Genomic DNA, 15,034 nt, shown 5'->3' with positions numbered 1-15,034 from the left:
GCCCGCGAGAAATCGTCCAAAACCCAGACAACTTAATCGCAAGTGCGTAAGTCCTGAGGGTAATTTCAGGTGATCTCACTTCGGCAGCAGGACACTGGAGGATTTGATCTCAGAAAGTCAGGCTCAATTCTGTGGGGCTACCCGTCGGGAACTTCCTGGGTGAATCCTCAGTCGTGCCCGACTGTAAGTGACACCATGAAGATTTAGCCTATTCTCATTGGATGCATACGGAATTTTACGGAGTTGATGCTCGAAGATCCGCAAGCAGATCAGTCCAAGTGATGATTGTTACACAAATTGGTTGATCTTCTGCGGACTATACGGTATGTTTGTGTATACGTTGTGCGACACACTCAGTTGAAATACGGAAAACCTAAAAGTCTGCGAAAAGTCTTTATCAAGAAATAACTTTTCCCTCCAGACTCTTCCGGCTTCTAAAAGCGACTGGGATGCTGTGTCCGCACAGCGGCTTTTGAAAGTGCAATCCCTGCACTGCCCGGAGCGTCCGTTGGAGCGTTCGTTTACACCTTATCTGTTTGCATATGACTGCAATATGGCTGCATATGACTTATGGCTAAGGAGCAAGATGGGCCGCCGCCCGAACGTGTTCCCCGCTGCCTTTTTCTCAGTTGGGTTTCCCCTATGATGGGGCGGCTTTAGGGCATGACGACTTGGGCGATCGCCCTCCGGATTGCAGATTCAGGATCACGCTTGTTTTGTGTCTTCTCGATCTCGTGTCTTCCCCGTTTGTTGATGTCTTGGCTTTGATAAACCCCTAAGGTGACATCCTTCAAGATGAGCTTACGGCAATTTCTTTCAGAGCCAGAAGAGAACCAGAGTAGCGACAGTTCTGGCGCTCGGTCAGTTTTTTCTCCCGTCCTGCCGCTATTTCGACGCATTCCGCCAGAGCGGGTTGGGCTATGCGGCGAATTTGACTACGACGGCCTCTCCAAGCGAGTTGAACATTGCTTCCGTCAGCACTGCCGCGAGACTGATCTGCTGGGGCTGCGCGTCAGCCAGCGGGGGGCGATCGTCTTGCTGACAGGTCGCTTTTCCAGCCCCCAAGTCAAGCACGAGCTAGTGGCGCTGGCACTGGGCGTAGATGGCGCAGTCGGCGTGGAGGTAAACGGAGAAACCATTTTCCCGCCGCTGCGAACCTGCGGACTGAGTCTTCCCCCGTCGCTGCATCGGGTGGGCTAGCTGAAGGGCAGTTTGAAGGAAACACGGGAAACAGGCCTGCGTTAGATCCCATAGGCATCTAACGTAGGCCCGAATGAGGAGAAACAGATTCAGGAAACCTATCTAAAGGGTTGATTCAAGTGGGGCATTCAGCGCAGATCAGTCCTGAATTTCCCCAGCAAACCCTGCTAGGCTTCGGCATCCGGCTCGGCTTCGTCTAGCGCACCCTCGCGGCGCTTCTTGAGGGCGGCGAGGCCCATGCCGATAATACCCGGAAGCAATGCGGGCGTGGGCACGACTCGGTAGGCTACATCGTCGATATTGATAAAGCCAGCAGTACGAGTAAAGGTGACAGATTCGATGGTGGGATCGCCTGCCTTAGTCACAAAACTGAAGTAGTTACCTGAACCCGCGATACCGAGCAGGGTGGAAAGGCTAGTGGTGTAATTGCCACCACCGACCAAGTTAAAAACGATGTTCATGTTTGCATTAGGTCCGCTCCTACCGGCAAACAAGAAGCCGAAAGAGTCCCAGGTGCTGTAGTTGCTAGTGAACGTGACGGTACTGCCGCCCAGGTTTCTTAAGCGCAGGTAGTTGTCAGCAGCAGGGTTGGCAGGGAGAATCCGCAGGTTGGTACCTGTGGCAGTGGCACCACCGTAGTCTTGGTTGAACGTGCTGTAAATGCCGGGAGCAGGTGTCTCAAAATCAATCACACCCGTAGGCGGCAGTGATTGCCAGAACCGGGGACCAGTGTCCCGAAAAATGTCCAGTGCTTCGGCGGGCAGAGCGGACAGGACGGAAACCGCAGCGGCGATCGCCGTCAAAGCAAACGTTGAGGCTAATTTCATAAGTTGAATGAATGATCTATCTAAGTGGTTTTGTTGGAACAGGTTTGGCAGTGCACCACTAGGTAGATCGAGGCAGACGGACTCTGGCATGGAACGCGCTCATCGAGAACCATGCCAACAAGCATTCGAAGCCCGGCTGATGACTCAGGGTAGACACCACCCAATGTGGCTACCTAAGCTCGATCTTGCCTCTGGTTGCAGGATAGTGCAACATTACGGACTCAAATTCACGGAGAACTCACAGTATTTTCACGATGGAAAATTTTAATCAGTTCTTCGCAGAATCAGGACAGAGCAGTCTTGCTCCAGTCAATTGAGCCAAGGTGAGTCCTTGCGACGGCAGCCACTACCGGGTAAATCGCAATGTGTGGATCATTCAAAGATCCCATGAGTTCAACAGGTCTACATCTAACAGGCTTACTGAAATAGCCATACTCAACTCTACAAGGGGCATTAGCAAGCTCAAGTTAAAAACTTCAACTTGCCCGCTCACTTTATCAGCGAGATACGGAGTTCACCCGGAAGTCTGTGATGAAAATGACTAGATAAACTTACGTAAGGTGTGATGGTCTTCTTTGGCGGGCCAGCGTTCAGCGCATCATTCAGCACAGCGTTCAGCACATTAAGAGGCGATCGCCCCTTCTACCGTCTGTCGGCTGTGGTGCTGAGCGGCGCTGAGGAAGGCATCGACATCGGCCGCTGCGGTGTTGAACGCCGTCACCAAGCGCACCATCGAGCCGCCATCCGACTCCCAGGCATAGAACCGGAAGCCGTCTGCCTGGAGTCCTTTTAGCACGGGGTCTGGAAAGCGGACAAATAGCTCATTGGCTTCGACAGGATAGGCGAGAGTCACGCCAGGAATTTGCTGGAGTCCGGCGGCAAGGCGCTGGGCCATGCGGTTGGCGTGAGCGGCGTTGTGCAGCCAGAGGCTGTCGGTGAGATAGGCTTCGAGCTGGGCAGAGAGGAAGCGCATCTTGGAAAACAGGTGTCCGCCCCGCTTGCGGCGATATTCAAACCCTTGCGCCTGCTGCGGATTGAAGAAGACAACGGCCTCAGCGGCGATCGCCCCATTTTTCGTCGCGCCAAAGGACAGCATATCCACGCCTGCTTTCCAAGTCATCTCTGCGGGCGTGCAGCCCAAGCTGACCAGCGCATTGGCAAACCGCGCCCCGTCCATGTGCAGCGGCAGATTGTATTGATGGGCTATCTGGGCGATCGCCCGAATTTCTTCCAGCGTATACACTGTGCCCGCTTCGGTTGCCTGAGTAATGCTGACGGCGGCAGGCTGGACATGATGCACAAACCCAATTCCGGCGTGTTCTAGCGCATGGGCTAGCGCCTCCGCCGTAATTTTGCCGTTGGCTCCGGCCAGCGTCACCAGCTTTGCGCCGCCTGTAAATAGTTCCGGCGCACCACATTCATCCACATTGATGTGGGCTTCGGCATGGCAGTAGATCGCGCCGTAGGGCGGCGAAACGACCGACAGGGCCAGCGCATTTGCCGCAGACCCCGTGGCAACTGGAAACATCGCCAGATTCGTTTCAAACAGGTCGCAAAACCGCTGCTGGAGCCGCTGGGTAATCTCGTCGTCTCCATAGGGCATGGCGGCTCCGCCATTAGCCGCAATCAGCGCAGACAAAATTTCGGGCGACGCTCCGGTGACGTTATCGCTGCAAAAGTTCATGGGTAGCTGAGGGGGTGCAGGTTGCGAATTCTCAAAGGGTCTGGGTGCGGCAGGCGAACCGTTTAGGGGTTGCCTGTGACACGGGAGGGCGAAGAGGGGCTGCTGTCGGCGGCGGGGCTGCCTGCTGGGAGAGCAGTCGGGCTGGGCAGGGTCGTTGTGCCTGCGGGTGCGTCCGCCGGAGCCGATTCCAAGGGCGATGCAGTAGTTTGCCCCTGGCCGCCGCTGGCTAACAGATTGATCTGATCTTTATATTGGGCTGGAGCCAAAGCAGCAGCGCTGTCGAATAGCGGCTTGGATTCTTCGGTGCGTCCGGCGGCTTGCAGAACGAGCGCCTTACCCAGCACCGGGCGAAAGTCAAGGGCATTTTGCTCGATGGACTGGTCGTAGAGGGCGATCGCCTCTTGCGTCCGGCCCTGCTGTGCATAGACTCGTCCCAGCAGCAGTTGCACCGAAGTCACATCGACACTGCCCGGAGTCACTCGATTCCGTTCATCCGCCGTGCGGAGGGTGTCTTGCAGCAGGCTGACGGCCGCTTCGGGGCGCTGCTGCTCTAGCATCAGGTCCACAAACCCTTGCAGCGCGTTAACATTGCCCGGCTGGGTGTCCAAAATGCTGCGGTAGGCCTGGGCGGCTCCTTCCCGATCGCCCACGCGCTGTCTTGCCTGGGCCAGCAGCACGGTGTAATCGCTCTGATCGGGGTTGAGCCTGGCCAGCTTTTCCAGCGGCTCGATCGCGCCCTGCACATCGCCCTGGCGAATGCGAGTTTCTAGCAGCCCCCGCAGCGCGGTCTGATTATCTGGCTCTCGTTGCAGCACCAGCTCATAGCCCCGCGCCTGATCTGCCAGTTCCGCCTGTTGCGACGCAGGAGACGCGCCGGGTGTTGCGCTGGGCGACGCACCCGAACTGGCCACCCCCGATCGCAGCGCCGTCATAAACGGCAGAAACAGCAGGGCCAAGAAAGCGAAGGCGGCGATCGCCATCACCCCGTTAACAATCCAACGATTGCGCTTGTCAAACACGGCCAAACCCCAAACTCAAATAGAAATTCGTCATTTGTCAAATGCCATTCCATTATGATCCAACATCGAAAACATCAGCCGAAATCCCTGACGCGGGGCGATCGCCTCTGTATAAATCAGCAGGGAATAATTATGCCCCGCGCTTTGCAACGGGCAGACCCGGATTTGTCTAGGTTTCCGCCCTGCCTGTCGGGATGCACCCCAGTCACCCTTGGTCGCTTGGCCCAGAAACCGCTCGATCGATAAAATGCCTTAATCAAGACTGGCAGCCAGCATCAACCTGGATGTTAACCTAGTGTTTAATTTCCAAGTGGTTCGCTTGTTGTTTCACTGGCATTTACCTGTCAGCGCTTGCGGGTGGATGGGTTCCCGCAATAAGGAGGTTGCATGAGTTCGTCTCGCGCTCAGTCGTCCAAGTCTTCTGGGTCATCGTCGTCCCCCAATGAACCGTCTCAGGCATCATCTGCACCTGAGCTATCCTCACCAGTACCGACCGATATGGATCAGATTTCCGCCCCCGCTTTGTCCAGCGATGCCCCGACCGTGCCATCCGATTTGCCCGCGCCCAACGGTGCTGACGCTCATGCCCACCAGCCGGATGCCTCAGAAAGTCTATCGGAGGATGACAAGACGGCTACCGTGAAGCCGCTGACACCGCCCAGACCGCCCAAGCCGCCTGTTCGCCCGGCCGCCGCCAAGCCCAAAGAAGACCCCAAGCCTCAGAGCATCAAGCCTTCGGTCGCAGAACCCGCAGCAACGCCAGACAAACTAGACAGCACAGTGGTTGAATCTCCAGCGGCGACTGAACCCGTGGCGGAGGTGGGAACTCAAGGGAACGCTGAGGCAGCCTCTGAAACTATTGACGCAGGCGTAGCTGAAAAGAACACCCCGCGAAATCACCCCATTCCGCCCGCCAGCGAACCCATGCAGTATCGTGCAATTGGGCTGGTGCGCGGCGTTTATGCCCCCTCTGAGGAGCAGTTTACCCGTGGCACGCTGACCACAGAAGACGGCACCGTGATCGATGCAGTGCTGCTGGGTCGAGTCATGAGCTTAGTGAAAAAGCATCTTGACCTGACCCAGGCTCACTTGTGGGTGGTGTATCCCCGTACCCGCGAAAAGGTGGCCGATCTGCACGCCCAGATTGTGGGAGTTTGGGAACCTGAAAGTTTAACCAAACCCAAAGAGGCAGATGAGCCAGAAACGGGTGAAGCTTCATCTGAATCTGAAACAGTGCCAGAGTCCGCAATGCCTGATGGACTCACCGACGGCTACTTCTCGGTGCGTGGTGAGGTGCTGTCGGCTTCTCCCGAAGAGAATCGCGTTGTCGTGCGCGTGCAGCAGGCTCCCAAAAAAACCGACAAACCTGGTGAAGACAAGGAGCGGATGTTCAAAATCATCCTGCATGGAACCCTGGAGGGCAAGACCGTAGGCTATTTCTGGGATTTGCACGTACAGCGCAAGGGAAACGACCTGATGTTGCAGGGCGGAACGTTGATTGGTCTGGTGCCACCCAAGAAGCGCAAGTCTAAGGGTGGCGGCCCACGCAGCAACTTCGCTCGCAAGAAGCGCTTCCCTGATCGGGGCGGTGCGCCGTCTCGTCCGGTTCGTGCTGGCGAGGGTGGGGCGGCTCCGGCTCCGGTGCGGCGTGAGGGCATGTCTAAGCCGGTGAAACGCCAGAAAGATTCTTAGTGTGGGTCTGGTTCATGGGGCGATCGCTACTCCAGGCTGATTTGCGACCCCAGTCGATCTTGTGCCAGAAACGTGCGATCGCCCGGAATTGGGGCCACTGGCTCCGTCAGCGTAAATTCGCCTGCCTCGATCCACTGCTTTAATTCTTCAGCCACCTGCCGCGCCAGGAAGATGCTGGACAGCGGCGCAGCCCGGACGCTGCGGCCGTCGATGGTGATGCGGCCAGATTTCAGTTGGGCATAGCTGACCAGCCCAAAAGTGGGACGCACCCGCCGAGGAATTGAAAAATCCACCACCGGAGCCACCAGATCTGCATCCTGCACGGCGCAGCGTTCCACCACCGTCTCATTCAGCACGGGTAGCGGCACGCCAATGCCGATCATCAGCGATGGGCCATAGCCCCTGAAATAGCAGCCCTTGACCCAGCGATCGCCCATTTGCTTGGCATCGCCGATCAGCGCCAGCGTCGCCGCCGGGCCGATGGGCGTGCGGTTGGGCAGCCGCTTTTGCAGCGGGAAATGCTGCGTCCCTTCCCACGCCACATAGCCCACGCCGCCGCCCAGAAAAATTCGCGTACCAATGCCCACCAGGTTCAAATCCGGGTCATTCAGCAGGGGCGACAGCGCTCCCGGATTGGCATAGACCGCATTGCCCAGGCGTGGCTGGAGCGGGCCCAGGTAGGTATAGAGCGGGCGATCGCCCCCGTTCACGCCCACGATGAAGTTCTGGTATAAATTACGCGGGTTAAACAAGTAGAACTGGTTAATCGTGTCGCGGGTAATCGTTGTCTCCACCGAGGCGCGGGGATAGCAGTCTGTCACCTGGCCAATCGCCCGCAGCTTCACAGGTTTTCCCGCAATCAGGTCGGCAATGACGTGGCCGCCGCCCCGCTCCCGCTGCCCGTTGCGCGAAGGGCGATCGCGCAGTTCCTCCGGGTCGGGCGTGTCCCATGCGCCGCCCATCTCCGCCATCTGGCTCGCCCCCAAATACAAGTCCACCGCCCCAAACCCCGAATAAGCCATCACGCCATCTAGCCAACACTGGCGAATCTTGATCGGCGGATCAGTATGCCCCAGGTTCAGCACCGCCCCCGACGATTCCGCAGGCTCGAACGTGCCCGTCGTCACCACGTCCACGGTCTTTGCCACCCGCGCTACGCCCATCTCCGCCACCCGCACCTTTAGCTCCTCCACCGTCCACACGACGGCTGTTTGCTGCTGAATCTTGTCATTGATTTCGGCGATGGTTTTCATAAGGGGTCGGGTTGCAGGAGTCGGGTTGCGGGGGCAGGAGAAGATGTAGGAGAAGCTGCATCCTTGGCAACACCTAGCATCTTTCAGCAAAACGCCTGATGATAAGGTTAGGGCAAATTATTCATTCGCATCTCGGTCAATCCCTTTCGACAGTCAATCTTCAGTCAATCTTCAATTCCTGACTCCTTCTCCTACCACTCTGAACCTCTGGCCATGCTGACACTCGAAACGTCTTCCCAACGCGACTGGACACCGATTTTGCAAGAATTTGACGCGATTTTGGGAGAGTCTGGCGTGATTCGCCGCAAAGAGGAGCTGCTGGTCTACGAGTGCGACGGGCTGACCAGCTATAAGCAGCGGCCGGCAGTGGTGGTGCTGCCGCGCACCACAGAGCAGGTGGCGCAGGTGATTCGAGTGTGCGATCGCCACCAGGTTCCCTTTGTCGCCAGGGGAGCAGGTACAGGACTCTCTGGCGGGGCGCTGCCTGTAGAAGACTGTGTGCTGATCGTCACCGCCCGCATGAACCAGATCTTGGACACTGATTTAGAAAATCAGCGCGTTGTCGTGCAGCCTGGTGTGATCAACAACTGGGTGACGCAAGCCGTCAGCGGCGCAGGTTTTTATTACGCACCCGACCCTTCCAGCCAGATCATCTGCTCCATCGGCGGCAACGTTGCGGAAAACTCTGGCGGGGTTCACTGCCTGAAGTACGGCGTAACGGTGAACCACGTCCTAGGGCTGAAGGTGGTGACGGCGACGGGCGAGATCGTCGATTTGGGCAGCAAGATCCCCGAAATGCCCGGATACGACCTGACCGGAATCTTCGTCGGCTCCGAAGGAACGCTGGGCATCGCCACAGAAATTACGCTGCGGATTCTAAAAGCGCCGGAAACCATCCGCGTGCTGCTGGCGGATTTTTCTAGCGTGGAAGCAGCGGGACAAACTGTGTCGGACATCATCAGCGCGGGCATTATCCCCGGCGGCATGGAAATGATGGACAACTTCAGCATCAACGCGGTGGAAGATGTCGTCGGCACGAACTGCTATCCCCGCGATGCTGAGGCGATTTTGCTGATTGAGCTAGACGGCTCCGAGATAGAAGTGGACACCAACACGCAGCGCGTCGAAGCCCTCTGTCGCCAAAACGGGGCGCGGAACATCACTGCCGCTAGCGATCCGCAAGAGCGACTGATGCTGTGGAAAGGACGCAAGGCCGCCTTTGCTGCAATGGGCCGGATTAGCCCCGATTACTACGTGCAGGACGGCGTGATTCCCCGGACGAAGTTGCAATATGTACTGCAAGAAATTGAGGCGCTCAGCCAAAAGCACGGCTATCGCGTGGCGAACGTGTTTCATGCAGGCGACGGCAACCTGCATCCGCTGATTCTCTATAACAACGCGATTCCGGGAGAACTGGAGAAAGTTGAAGAGTTGGGTGGCGACATCTTGAAGCTCTGCGTGAAAGTAGGCGGGAGTATTTCGGGAGAACACGGGATTGGCGCAGACAAGCGCTGCTATATGCCCGAAATGTTCTCCGCTGCGGATCTGGAGACGATGCAATACGTCCGCCAGGTGTTTAACCCCAAAGGGCTGGCGAATCCGGGCAAGATCTTTCCTACGCCCAAGACCTGTGGAGAAGCCGCAAGGGCGATCGCCCCTAGCGCATTTCCTACCTTAGAACGGTTCTAGAGGATAAGATAAGCCCTATGGCTCAACCCACGGTCTGACTTGCGCCCAAGCATCTTCGCCCAGCAAAACCATCACGATCGATACCCACGATGCGCTGATCACAAAAGCAAGCACAGATCCGATAACAAACGGACTGACAACCAGACTAAGCAGCAGGTAAGTTTGCATGGTTTAATCACACCTGTTAGCTTCTTGCGTTTGCATGAAGTCCGAAGCGGGGCTTTGATTGGATTCAAAGCATTGTTTGTCTAGAAAAGGATGAAATGCGCCCTTCAAACTTCACATCTATTCTTCAGATCTAGGACTTACGCAGTTGGACGATTTCTCCCGGACGCAGCCTGCGAGAAATCATCCAAAACCCGGAAGACTTATCGTAAGTGCGTAAGTACTTTGTAAATTGAGTTTTTTGGACTCAAGCGAGTGAGTAGTAGACTGTTCACAGTCCTATTGTTAGCTGAGTAGAGATGAAAAAGTGCCAAGTCGAACTGCGTCCAACCGACCGCGATTACCTAGAGAATTTGTTGCGTAAGGGTCAACTGGGAGCCCGGCAGTTTAAGCGGGCGACTGGTTTACTGGAACTTGACCGAGGCAAACCCGTAAGTGCCGTTGCGACGACCTTAAGTGTCTCAGAGACGACGGTGCGGGCATGGCGCGAGCGCTATGAACAGGAAGGATTGCAGATGCTGCATGACAAGCCCCGCTCGGGTCGTCCAATCGAGTTTGATGGTGAGCAACGAGCCAAGATTACGGCCTTAGCTTGTAGTGAAGCCCCGGTCGGTCATGACCGCTGGGACTTGCGTCTGCTGGCGGATAAGGCAGTTGAACTGAACTATTGCCAGAGCATTTCACATACGCAAGTTGCGAAGATTCTCAAAAAAACGAGTTGAAGCCTCACCTCAAGCAGATGTGGTGTCTGGGTCAATTGGATAGCCGCTTTATTGCTCAAATGGAACAGATCCTTTGGTTGTACGCCCAACCTTATGACCCTGCCTACCCGGTGGTCTGCTTCGATGAGCGTCCCTGTTTTCTCATCGGTGAGGTTGTTGCCCCGTTGCTGATGCGAGCGGGTCATGTCTACAAAGAACACTACAGCTATGAAAAAAATGGCTCTTGTGCCTTGTTAGCGGCAATTGAACCCTTGACGGGAAACCGTCTAGCTCAGGTGTACCCGCAACGCACCAAACGAGAATACACCTTGTTCTGCCAAGCGCTGGCGACTCAGTACCCCAGGCCTGTAAAATTCGCCTGATACAAGACAATCTCAACACCCACAATGCCAGTTCCTTCTATGAAAATTTACCTGCGGCCGAGGCGTTCGCTTTAGCTCAACGGTTTGAGTTTTACTACACACCGAAATCCGTGAGTTGGCTCAACATGATTGAGATTGAGTTTTCGGCGTTGGCACGCGGTTGCTTGCATCAACGCATTCCTACGATAGAAAAATTAAAACGGCAAGTTTTAGCGTTAGTTGCAGAACGTCATGAGCAACATATCAAAATCGACTGGCAGTTTCCGATTGAAACTGCCAGGAGCAAACTTAGTCGTCACTACGACAACATTCGACCTGAACCAGTAGGAGTAAAACCGTCAGATACTTAATTTACAGAGTAGTAAGTCCTGAGATCTTCAAACAGATAGTTCAGGATTCCGTAGTGTTGACAAAAATTGGATACATCTAAATCGAAAAATCTCAGTAAATTCAAAGGGTCAATTTGAGATTGACGCTTGAAAAACTCGTAGATTATCCCTCCTTCCTCCTTGTAGCACAGGCGACTTGACCTCAGGAAGGCTCTCTATTAACCTACGGTCATCAAGTTTTTTAAAGATTTGCTGACTCTGTTCAAGAGTAGAAATCATTGCTGTGGTGTCATTGTTAAGTTGCGTAGAGTAGTGCAGGAGTAGCGCGATCGATAGAGCATTCATTTTCTAATGCTTTATTACTTCTACTTCTGGAGATTCTGTTTCTAGAATTCTTACTGTTTGAAGGTTTTGGTTTATTCCATAGCGCTTGCTTGGCTCTAGTTGCGATGCAACATCATTAATTTCTTTGGGATTTCTTAATAGGGCGAGTCTACGTTCTGTGATTAGATTCTGCTGAGTCAGCTTTATCGAGTTCAAAGGGATTTTGTAGTTTTATGACTTCATTTTTCAATCGGGTTCTTGTTGGATTCCTCGCTGGAGTTTTGTTACTGCTGTCTGCTGTAGTTGGCGATGGGGCGATCGCTGCTCCGATGGGCTTTACAACTCCAGTGCTAGCCAAGGTGGCCGAGCCAACGCTGTCCTCCCAGCTCAAGAGCTTCCTCGAAACCCTGTCCAGTACCCAGGAAGTTATTGATGACTACGCTTCGGATGTCAGCAAACTCGTGCCGAAGAGTCTCAAAGATGCTCAGAAGCTGGCAGATGACCTGAAGCTAACTCTGGACAAGTTGGCGACTGCGCCTGCGGGTTCTGCTGAGCAAGCCAAACTCTCCAAAAGTTTTGTTAAAGCTAGCGCCAAGCTGAATGAGTCGGTCGCTGCGCTGGATGCCCTAAAGGTCGAATCTGACACGGTGGCTGATGCGTCTAAGGCTGCTGCAAGCAAGCTCCAGGCTGACCTGAAGGCATTTGCTGACGATGCTGGAAACGCTCTGAAGGAGCAGATCGAAACTAAGGTCTTCGGTTCCAAGGATCTGGTTTCTCAGGCGGCTCAGGCTATAAAACAGCTCGCAGACGATGCCAGCAGCATCAGCACAGGTTCTGTCGATGTCAAGTCGATTTCTGATCATCTGGCTGGCTTGAGCAAAGTCGTCGAGCTGGCTTCTTCGCTGACTAGCAAATAGCAGGGTGGTTTATCGGGTCACACTGCTTTTGCAGTTGTGGTGACGGTTGTGATTGCAGTTGTGATTGCAGTTGTGACCTGATAGCCCGTTCTTAATAAAGCCTGGGTGCGTCTACTTTACAGCAAATGTTGGCTTGAGTTGTTGATCTTGAGTTGTTGATTTGGATTGCTTGCTTGACGAACCCGATTTAACGATTTTGTTTGATGACTTGTCCTTTCTAACGCTTGGTTTTCTGATTGGCTGGTCGATTTTGGAGAAGTATCTTATTCGTCCAATTCGTCCACTTTGTCCAAATTTTGTCTAATGTATTGATTTCTGTTTAGCTTTTTGCCCCTCTTTTCTAAATAGGATGGTTTGAACATGAAGAACTTAACGTCTTTAGCAATTCGTTCGGCTGGTGTGGCTGTGTTGCTGACAGGTGCAACGCTGGCGGCTCCTGCTTTTGCTCAAGATCCGGCAGTGGTGCAGACGGCTACCGATTCCTGCATTAGAAATGCTCAGCAAAATGGCTTTGCCCTGAAAGAAGTAGTGGAAGCGGGCGCTTCTGACCGTCCTGATAAGGATGCAAAAGTGGTGCTGATGGTGACCAAGGACGGCGCAGATGCTCGCCAGACCTGCTACTACAGCGTGGCCGATGGCGGCGTGACGTTCGATGATGCTGTGGGCGCTGCCCGGAACTTCCCTTGGTGGTGGCTGCTGCTGCCGATCGTGGGCTTCCCCCTCTTGCTGGCAGCATTCCGCGGCCGGGATACCGTGACCCGCACGGTCGCCGAAGACCCCCGCTATGTGGGCGCTCGTGAAGTTCGCCCAGAAGGGATTGTCCGCGCTGCAAACCAGTCGGTCAACGTTCACTCTGGCCCAGACGGAAGCTACCGCGTCACCAGCACGCTCTACGACGGGCAGCGTGTTGCGCTGACAGGTCGCCGCGAAAACAACTGGGTGGAACTGGCCGAGGGCGGCTGGGTGCAGTCTCAGTATATCGACGCAGCTTTTACAGGCTATGCCAACCGCTAGGAGATGCCTCTGGGATTGATCAACCGCGTTTAGACGACTGATTCGATTTCGTTTTCAAGACTGCTGTGCAGCATCGCTGCACAGCAGTTTTTTCCGTTTCTGGGAACCCGTCACACGATCAACCAGACCAGCCAGTTCACCAAGCTAAGAATCATCAGCGTACGCCATAGCTGCTTGAGGGCTTTGCTGGCAGGTGCGTTGAAGTTGGCAATTTTCCACAGTAGCCACGCCAGCAAAATGGCTAGCGCGGTTGGAATCAGCAGATTTTTGACCACCAGGGGAAGCTGGAGCGTGCTGGCCCAGGGGATGTAGGCTGCGCCGACAAGATAGGCGATCGCCCCCGATTTCGTCAATTTCTTATTTTTCTGCAAAGTTCGCGTAAAACTATCCTGCCTTGTGTGTGAATTTTGGGAATTCTGAACTGTGAATGGGAATGTCCCTTCAGGAGCGAGGCATCCGGTGACGCTGGATTCGGATTGATTGTTAGGTCACGGTCACGAGACGCACGCTCCAAAACGCACAGAATTTCCAGGAAATTTTATGAAAACGCAAGTCGGTTCGGCGACGACTCGGCAATGGAGATTGGGCTGGAGGCCAGTTTCGGTCATGCTGCGGGGGCGATTCGCAAAGCGTTCGCGCAAGCGGTGCGGCACGATCATATTTTTCTAACGAATACCTTAACTTATCTGTAGATTCGCAAAGCGTTCGCGCAAGCGGTGCGGCACACTCTCCCTGCGGGAATTGCCCTTCTCCTGGCCGGTTGCCCCGCTGCCACAACCTCTGCCTCGCTGTCTGAAACGAGCAATTCTTCCAGCCCTTCGGCATCGCCACAATCAACGGCAGATTTGCCCCGTTCTGAGAAACCCTCAGCATCGACCGGAGGCAATGGACAGACCACTGCCTTGTCCGCAACAGCCACCAAAAGCGGCACTGAGGAGAATTGGGCTGTGCAGCAGGCAATACTTAATGATCCGTTGCTCAATGCAGCTATCCATCAAGAATTTGAGCGAGTGTCAGGACGCGACCCGGCAGATGTACATCCGCTGCAAGTAGGGGCGATCGCCATTGTCGAAAACTACCGGGCAGCCCACGGACGAAACACCCGCACGGCTCTAGGCTGCAAGTAGGGGCGATCGCCATTGTCGAAAACTACGCCCTGGCGAAAGCTGAGGGAGGCTATGAAGATCTGCCCATTGTCGATGAGTATTACCTGCTCAAGAAGCAAAATGGTCAGTGGGTGGTCGTGGATAGCGTCGGTCGTGGGCCCAGAATTGAGGCAGGTCAATTGACGCTCTTGGGCTTGCCGAATGAGGTCATCTCTGGCCTGCTCGATGCGCTGCAAACGGCTGAGGCAGATTTGATCGTCTCTGACACGCCAGTGATTTCGCGAGAGATGGTCGTGTTGGGCGGCATTTCCCCCGACATGACTGTTGCTGAGGTGAAGCAGCGGTTGGGTCAGCCGCTCTCTGAAAGGGTTGAGGAAACCGGCTGTTGCGGTTCCCTAGTTTACCTGGAATATCCCAATTTTTCGCTGGGGCTATCCCAGGAGGGGGGCGTTTTCCAAATGAATACTACCCATCGGGACGTGGCAACAGGGGCAGGGGTGCGCGTGGGAGACACCCACGAGGCAGTGACCAATGCCTACGGTTCGCCTTCTCTGGCAGATGGCGAAATGCTGATCTATTACGTCAGCGGGTCGGATCAATCCGAGTCGTTTTCCTTTTCGCTGGACGGCGGGCGCGTTGTGGAAATCAGATACTACGCCCTGCTGAATTAGGCGGTGTTGGAAAGGGGATTGGAAAGGGGGCGATCGCCTATTTACTTCGCCTATTTACTT

16 protein-coding genes are annotated in these 15,034 nt (G+C 54.9%); 11 read left to right on the top strand and 5 right to left on the bottom strand.

The window, feature by feature from the left end; all coding sequences use genetic code 11:
- Positions 1 to 795: 795 nt before the first annotated feature.
- Positions 796 to 1,200 carry a hypothetical protein gene (locus IGS51_RS10620; protein WP_297078372.1) on the top strand — a complete coding sequence of 135 codons (405 nt, stop codon included), beginning with the start codon at positions 796 to 798 and terminating at the stop codon, positions 1,198 to 1,200.
- A 167-nt stretch (positions 1,201 to 1,367) separates the two neighbouring features.
- Here the strand turns inward: IGS51_RS10620 and IGS51_RS10615 are convergent, their stop codons facing one another.
- The 3 genes from IGS51_RS10615 to IGS51_RS10605 all read right to left on the bottom strand — a co-directional run bounded on the left by IGS51_RS10615 (position 1,368) and on the right by IGS51_RS10605 (position 4,730).
- Positions 1,368 to 2,027 (bottom strand): PTPA-CTERM sorting domain-containing protein, encoded by a 660-nt coding sequence (locus IGS51_RS10615; RefSeq protein WP_297078371.1) that lies wholly within the window; start codon positions 2,025 to 2,027, stop codon positions 1,368 to 1,370.
- Between the two features lie 622 nt (positions 2,028 to 2,649).
- Complete coding sequence (locus tag IGS51_RS10610) at positions 2,650 to 3,711, bottom strand: low specificity L-threonine aldolase (protein ID WP_297078370.1); 1,062 nt, start codon at positions 3,709 to 3,711, stop codon at positions 2,650 to 2,652.
- 62 nt (positions 3,712 to 3,773) lie between these two features.
- Positions 3,774 to 4,730, bottom strand: coding sequence for a tetratricopeptide repeat protein (locus IGS51_RS10605; protein ID WP_297078369.1), 957 nt, complete (start codon positions 4,728 to 4,730; stop codon positions 3,774 to 3,776).
- Positions 4,731 to 4,784: 54 nt separating this feature from the next.
- On the opposite strand from IGS51_RS10605, the gene IGS51_RS10600 reads away from it, so the two are divergent.
- Together IGS51_RS10600 and IGS51_RS10595 are read left to right on the top strand one after the other, a co-directional pair.
- Positions 4,785 to 4,976, top strand: a complete 192-nt coding sequence (locus tag IGS51_RS10600; RefSeq protein WP_297078368.1) for a hypothetical protein — start codon at positions 4,785 to 4,787, stop codon at positions 4,974 to 4,976.
- Between the two features lie 141 nt (positions 4,977 to 5,117).
- Complete coding sequence (locus tag IGS51_RS10595) at positions 5,118 to 6,422, top strand: hypothetical protein (RefSeq protein WP_297078367.1); 1,305 nt, start codon at positions 5,118 to 5,120, stop codon at positions 6,420 to 6,422.
- 26 nt (positions 6,423 to 6,448) lie between these two features.
- Here IGS51_RS10595 and IGS51_RS10590 read toward each other — a convergent pair whose 3' ends face one another.
- Complete coding sequence (locus IGS51_RS10590) at positions 6,449 to 7,675, bottom strand: homocysteine biosynthesis protein (protein ID WP_297078366.1); 1,227 nt, start codon at positions 7,673 to 7,675, stop codon at positions 6,449 to 6,451.
- A gap of 213 nt (positions 7,676 to 7,888) precedes the next feature.
- Here IGS51_RS10590 and glcD point away from each other — a divergent pair, with 213 nt between their 5' ends.
- The 6 genes from glcD to IGS51_RS10560 all read left to right on the top strand — a co-directional run bounded on the left by glcD (position 7,889) and on the right by IGS51_RS10560 (position 13,197).
- Entirely contained in the window at positions 7,889 to 9,364 is a 1,476-nt protein-coding gene (gene glcD, locus IGS51_RS10585; protein ID WP_297078365.1) for a glycolate oxidase subunit GlcD, read from the top strand.
- 464 nt (positions 9,365 to 9,828) lie between these two features.
- On the top strand, positions 9,829 to 10,251 hold the full coding sequence (locus IGS51_RS10580; protein WP_297078364.1) for a helix-turn-helix domain-containing protein: 423 nt from the start codon (positions 9,829 to 9,831) through the stop codon (positions 10,249 to 10,251).
- Entirely contained in the window at positions 10,248 to 10,613 is a 366-nt protein-coding gene (locus IGS51_RS10575) for a hypothetical protein (protein ID WP_297078363.1), read from the top strand. Before IGS51_RS10580 ends, IGS51_RS10575 begins: the two co-directional genes overlap by 4 nt.
- Entirely contained in the window at positions 10,553 to 10,963 is a 411-nt protein-coding gene (locus tag IGS51_RS10570; protein WP_367279315.1) for a transposase, read from the top strand. The genes IGS51_RS10575 and IGS51_RS10570 overlap by 61 nt, the downstream gene beginning before the upstream one ends.
- Before the next feature lie 584 nt (positions 10,964 to 11,547).
- On the top strand, positions 11,548 to 12,183 hold the full coding sequence (locus IGS51_RS10565; RefSeq protein WP_297078362.1) for a hypothetical protein: 636 nt from the start codon (positions 11,548 to 11,550) through the stop codon (positions 12,181 to 12,183).
- Positions 12,184 to 12,543: 360 nt separating this feature from the next.
- Positions 12,544 to 13,197 (top strand): SH3 domain-containing protein, encoded by a 654-nt coding sequence (locus IGS51_RS10560; RefSeq protein ID WP_297078361.1) that lies wholly within the window; start codon positions 12,544 to 12,546, stop codon positions 13,195 to 13,197.
- Between the two features lie 110 nt (positions 13,198 to 13,307).
- Here the strand turns inward: IGS51_RS10560 and IGS51_RS10555 are convergent, their stop codons facing one another.
- Positions 13,308 to 13,550, bottom strand: a complete 243-nt coding sequence (locus IGS51_RS10555) for a hypothetical protein (protein ID WP_297078360.1) — start codon at positions 13,548 to 13,550, stop codon at positions 13,308 to 13,310.
- Between the two features lie 363 nt (positions 13,551 to 13,913).
- On the opposite strand from IGS51_RS10555, the gene IGS51_RS10550 reads away from it, so the two are divergent.
- A complete protein-coding gene (locus IGS51_RS10550; RefSeq protein WP_297078359.1) occupies positions 13,914 to 14,324 on the top strand; it encodes a hypothetical protein in 411 nt (136 codons plus the stop codon).
- Between the two features lie 158 nt (positions 14,325 to 14,482).
- Positions 14,483 to 14,974 carry a hypothetical protein gene (locus IGS51_RS10545; RefSeq protein WP_297078358.1) on the top strand — a complete coding sequence of 164 codons (492 nt, stop codon included), beginning with the start codon at positions 14,483 to 14,485 and terminating at the stop codon, positions 14,972 to 14,974.
- Positions 14,975 to 15,034: the final 60 nt, after the last annotated feature.

The organism is Thermoleptolyngbya sp. M55_K2018_002, from assembly GCF_015295965.1.
Taxonomy (GTDB): Bacteria; Cyanobacteriota; Cyanobacteriia; order Elainellales; family Elainellaceae; genus Thermoleptolyngbya; species Thermoleptolyngbya sichuanensis.
This window is presented reverse-complemented; position numbering and strand designations above follow the sequence as displayed.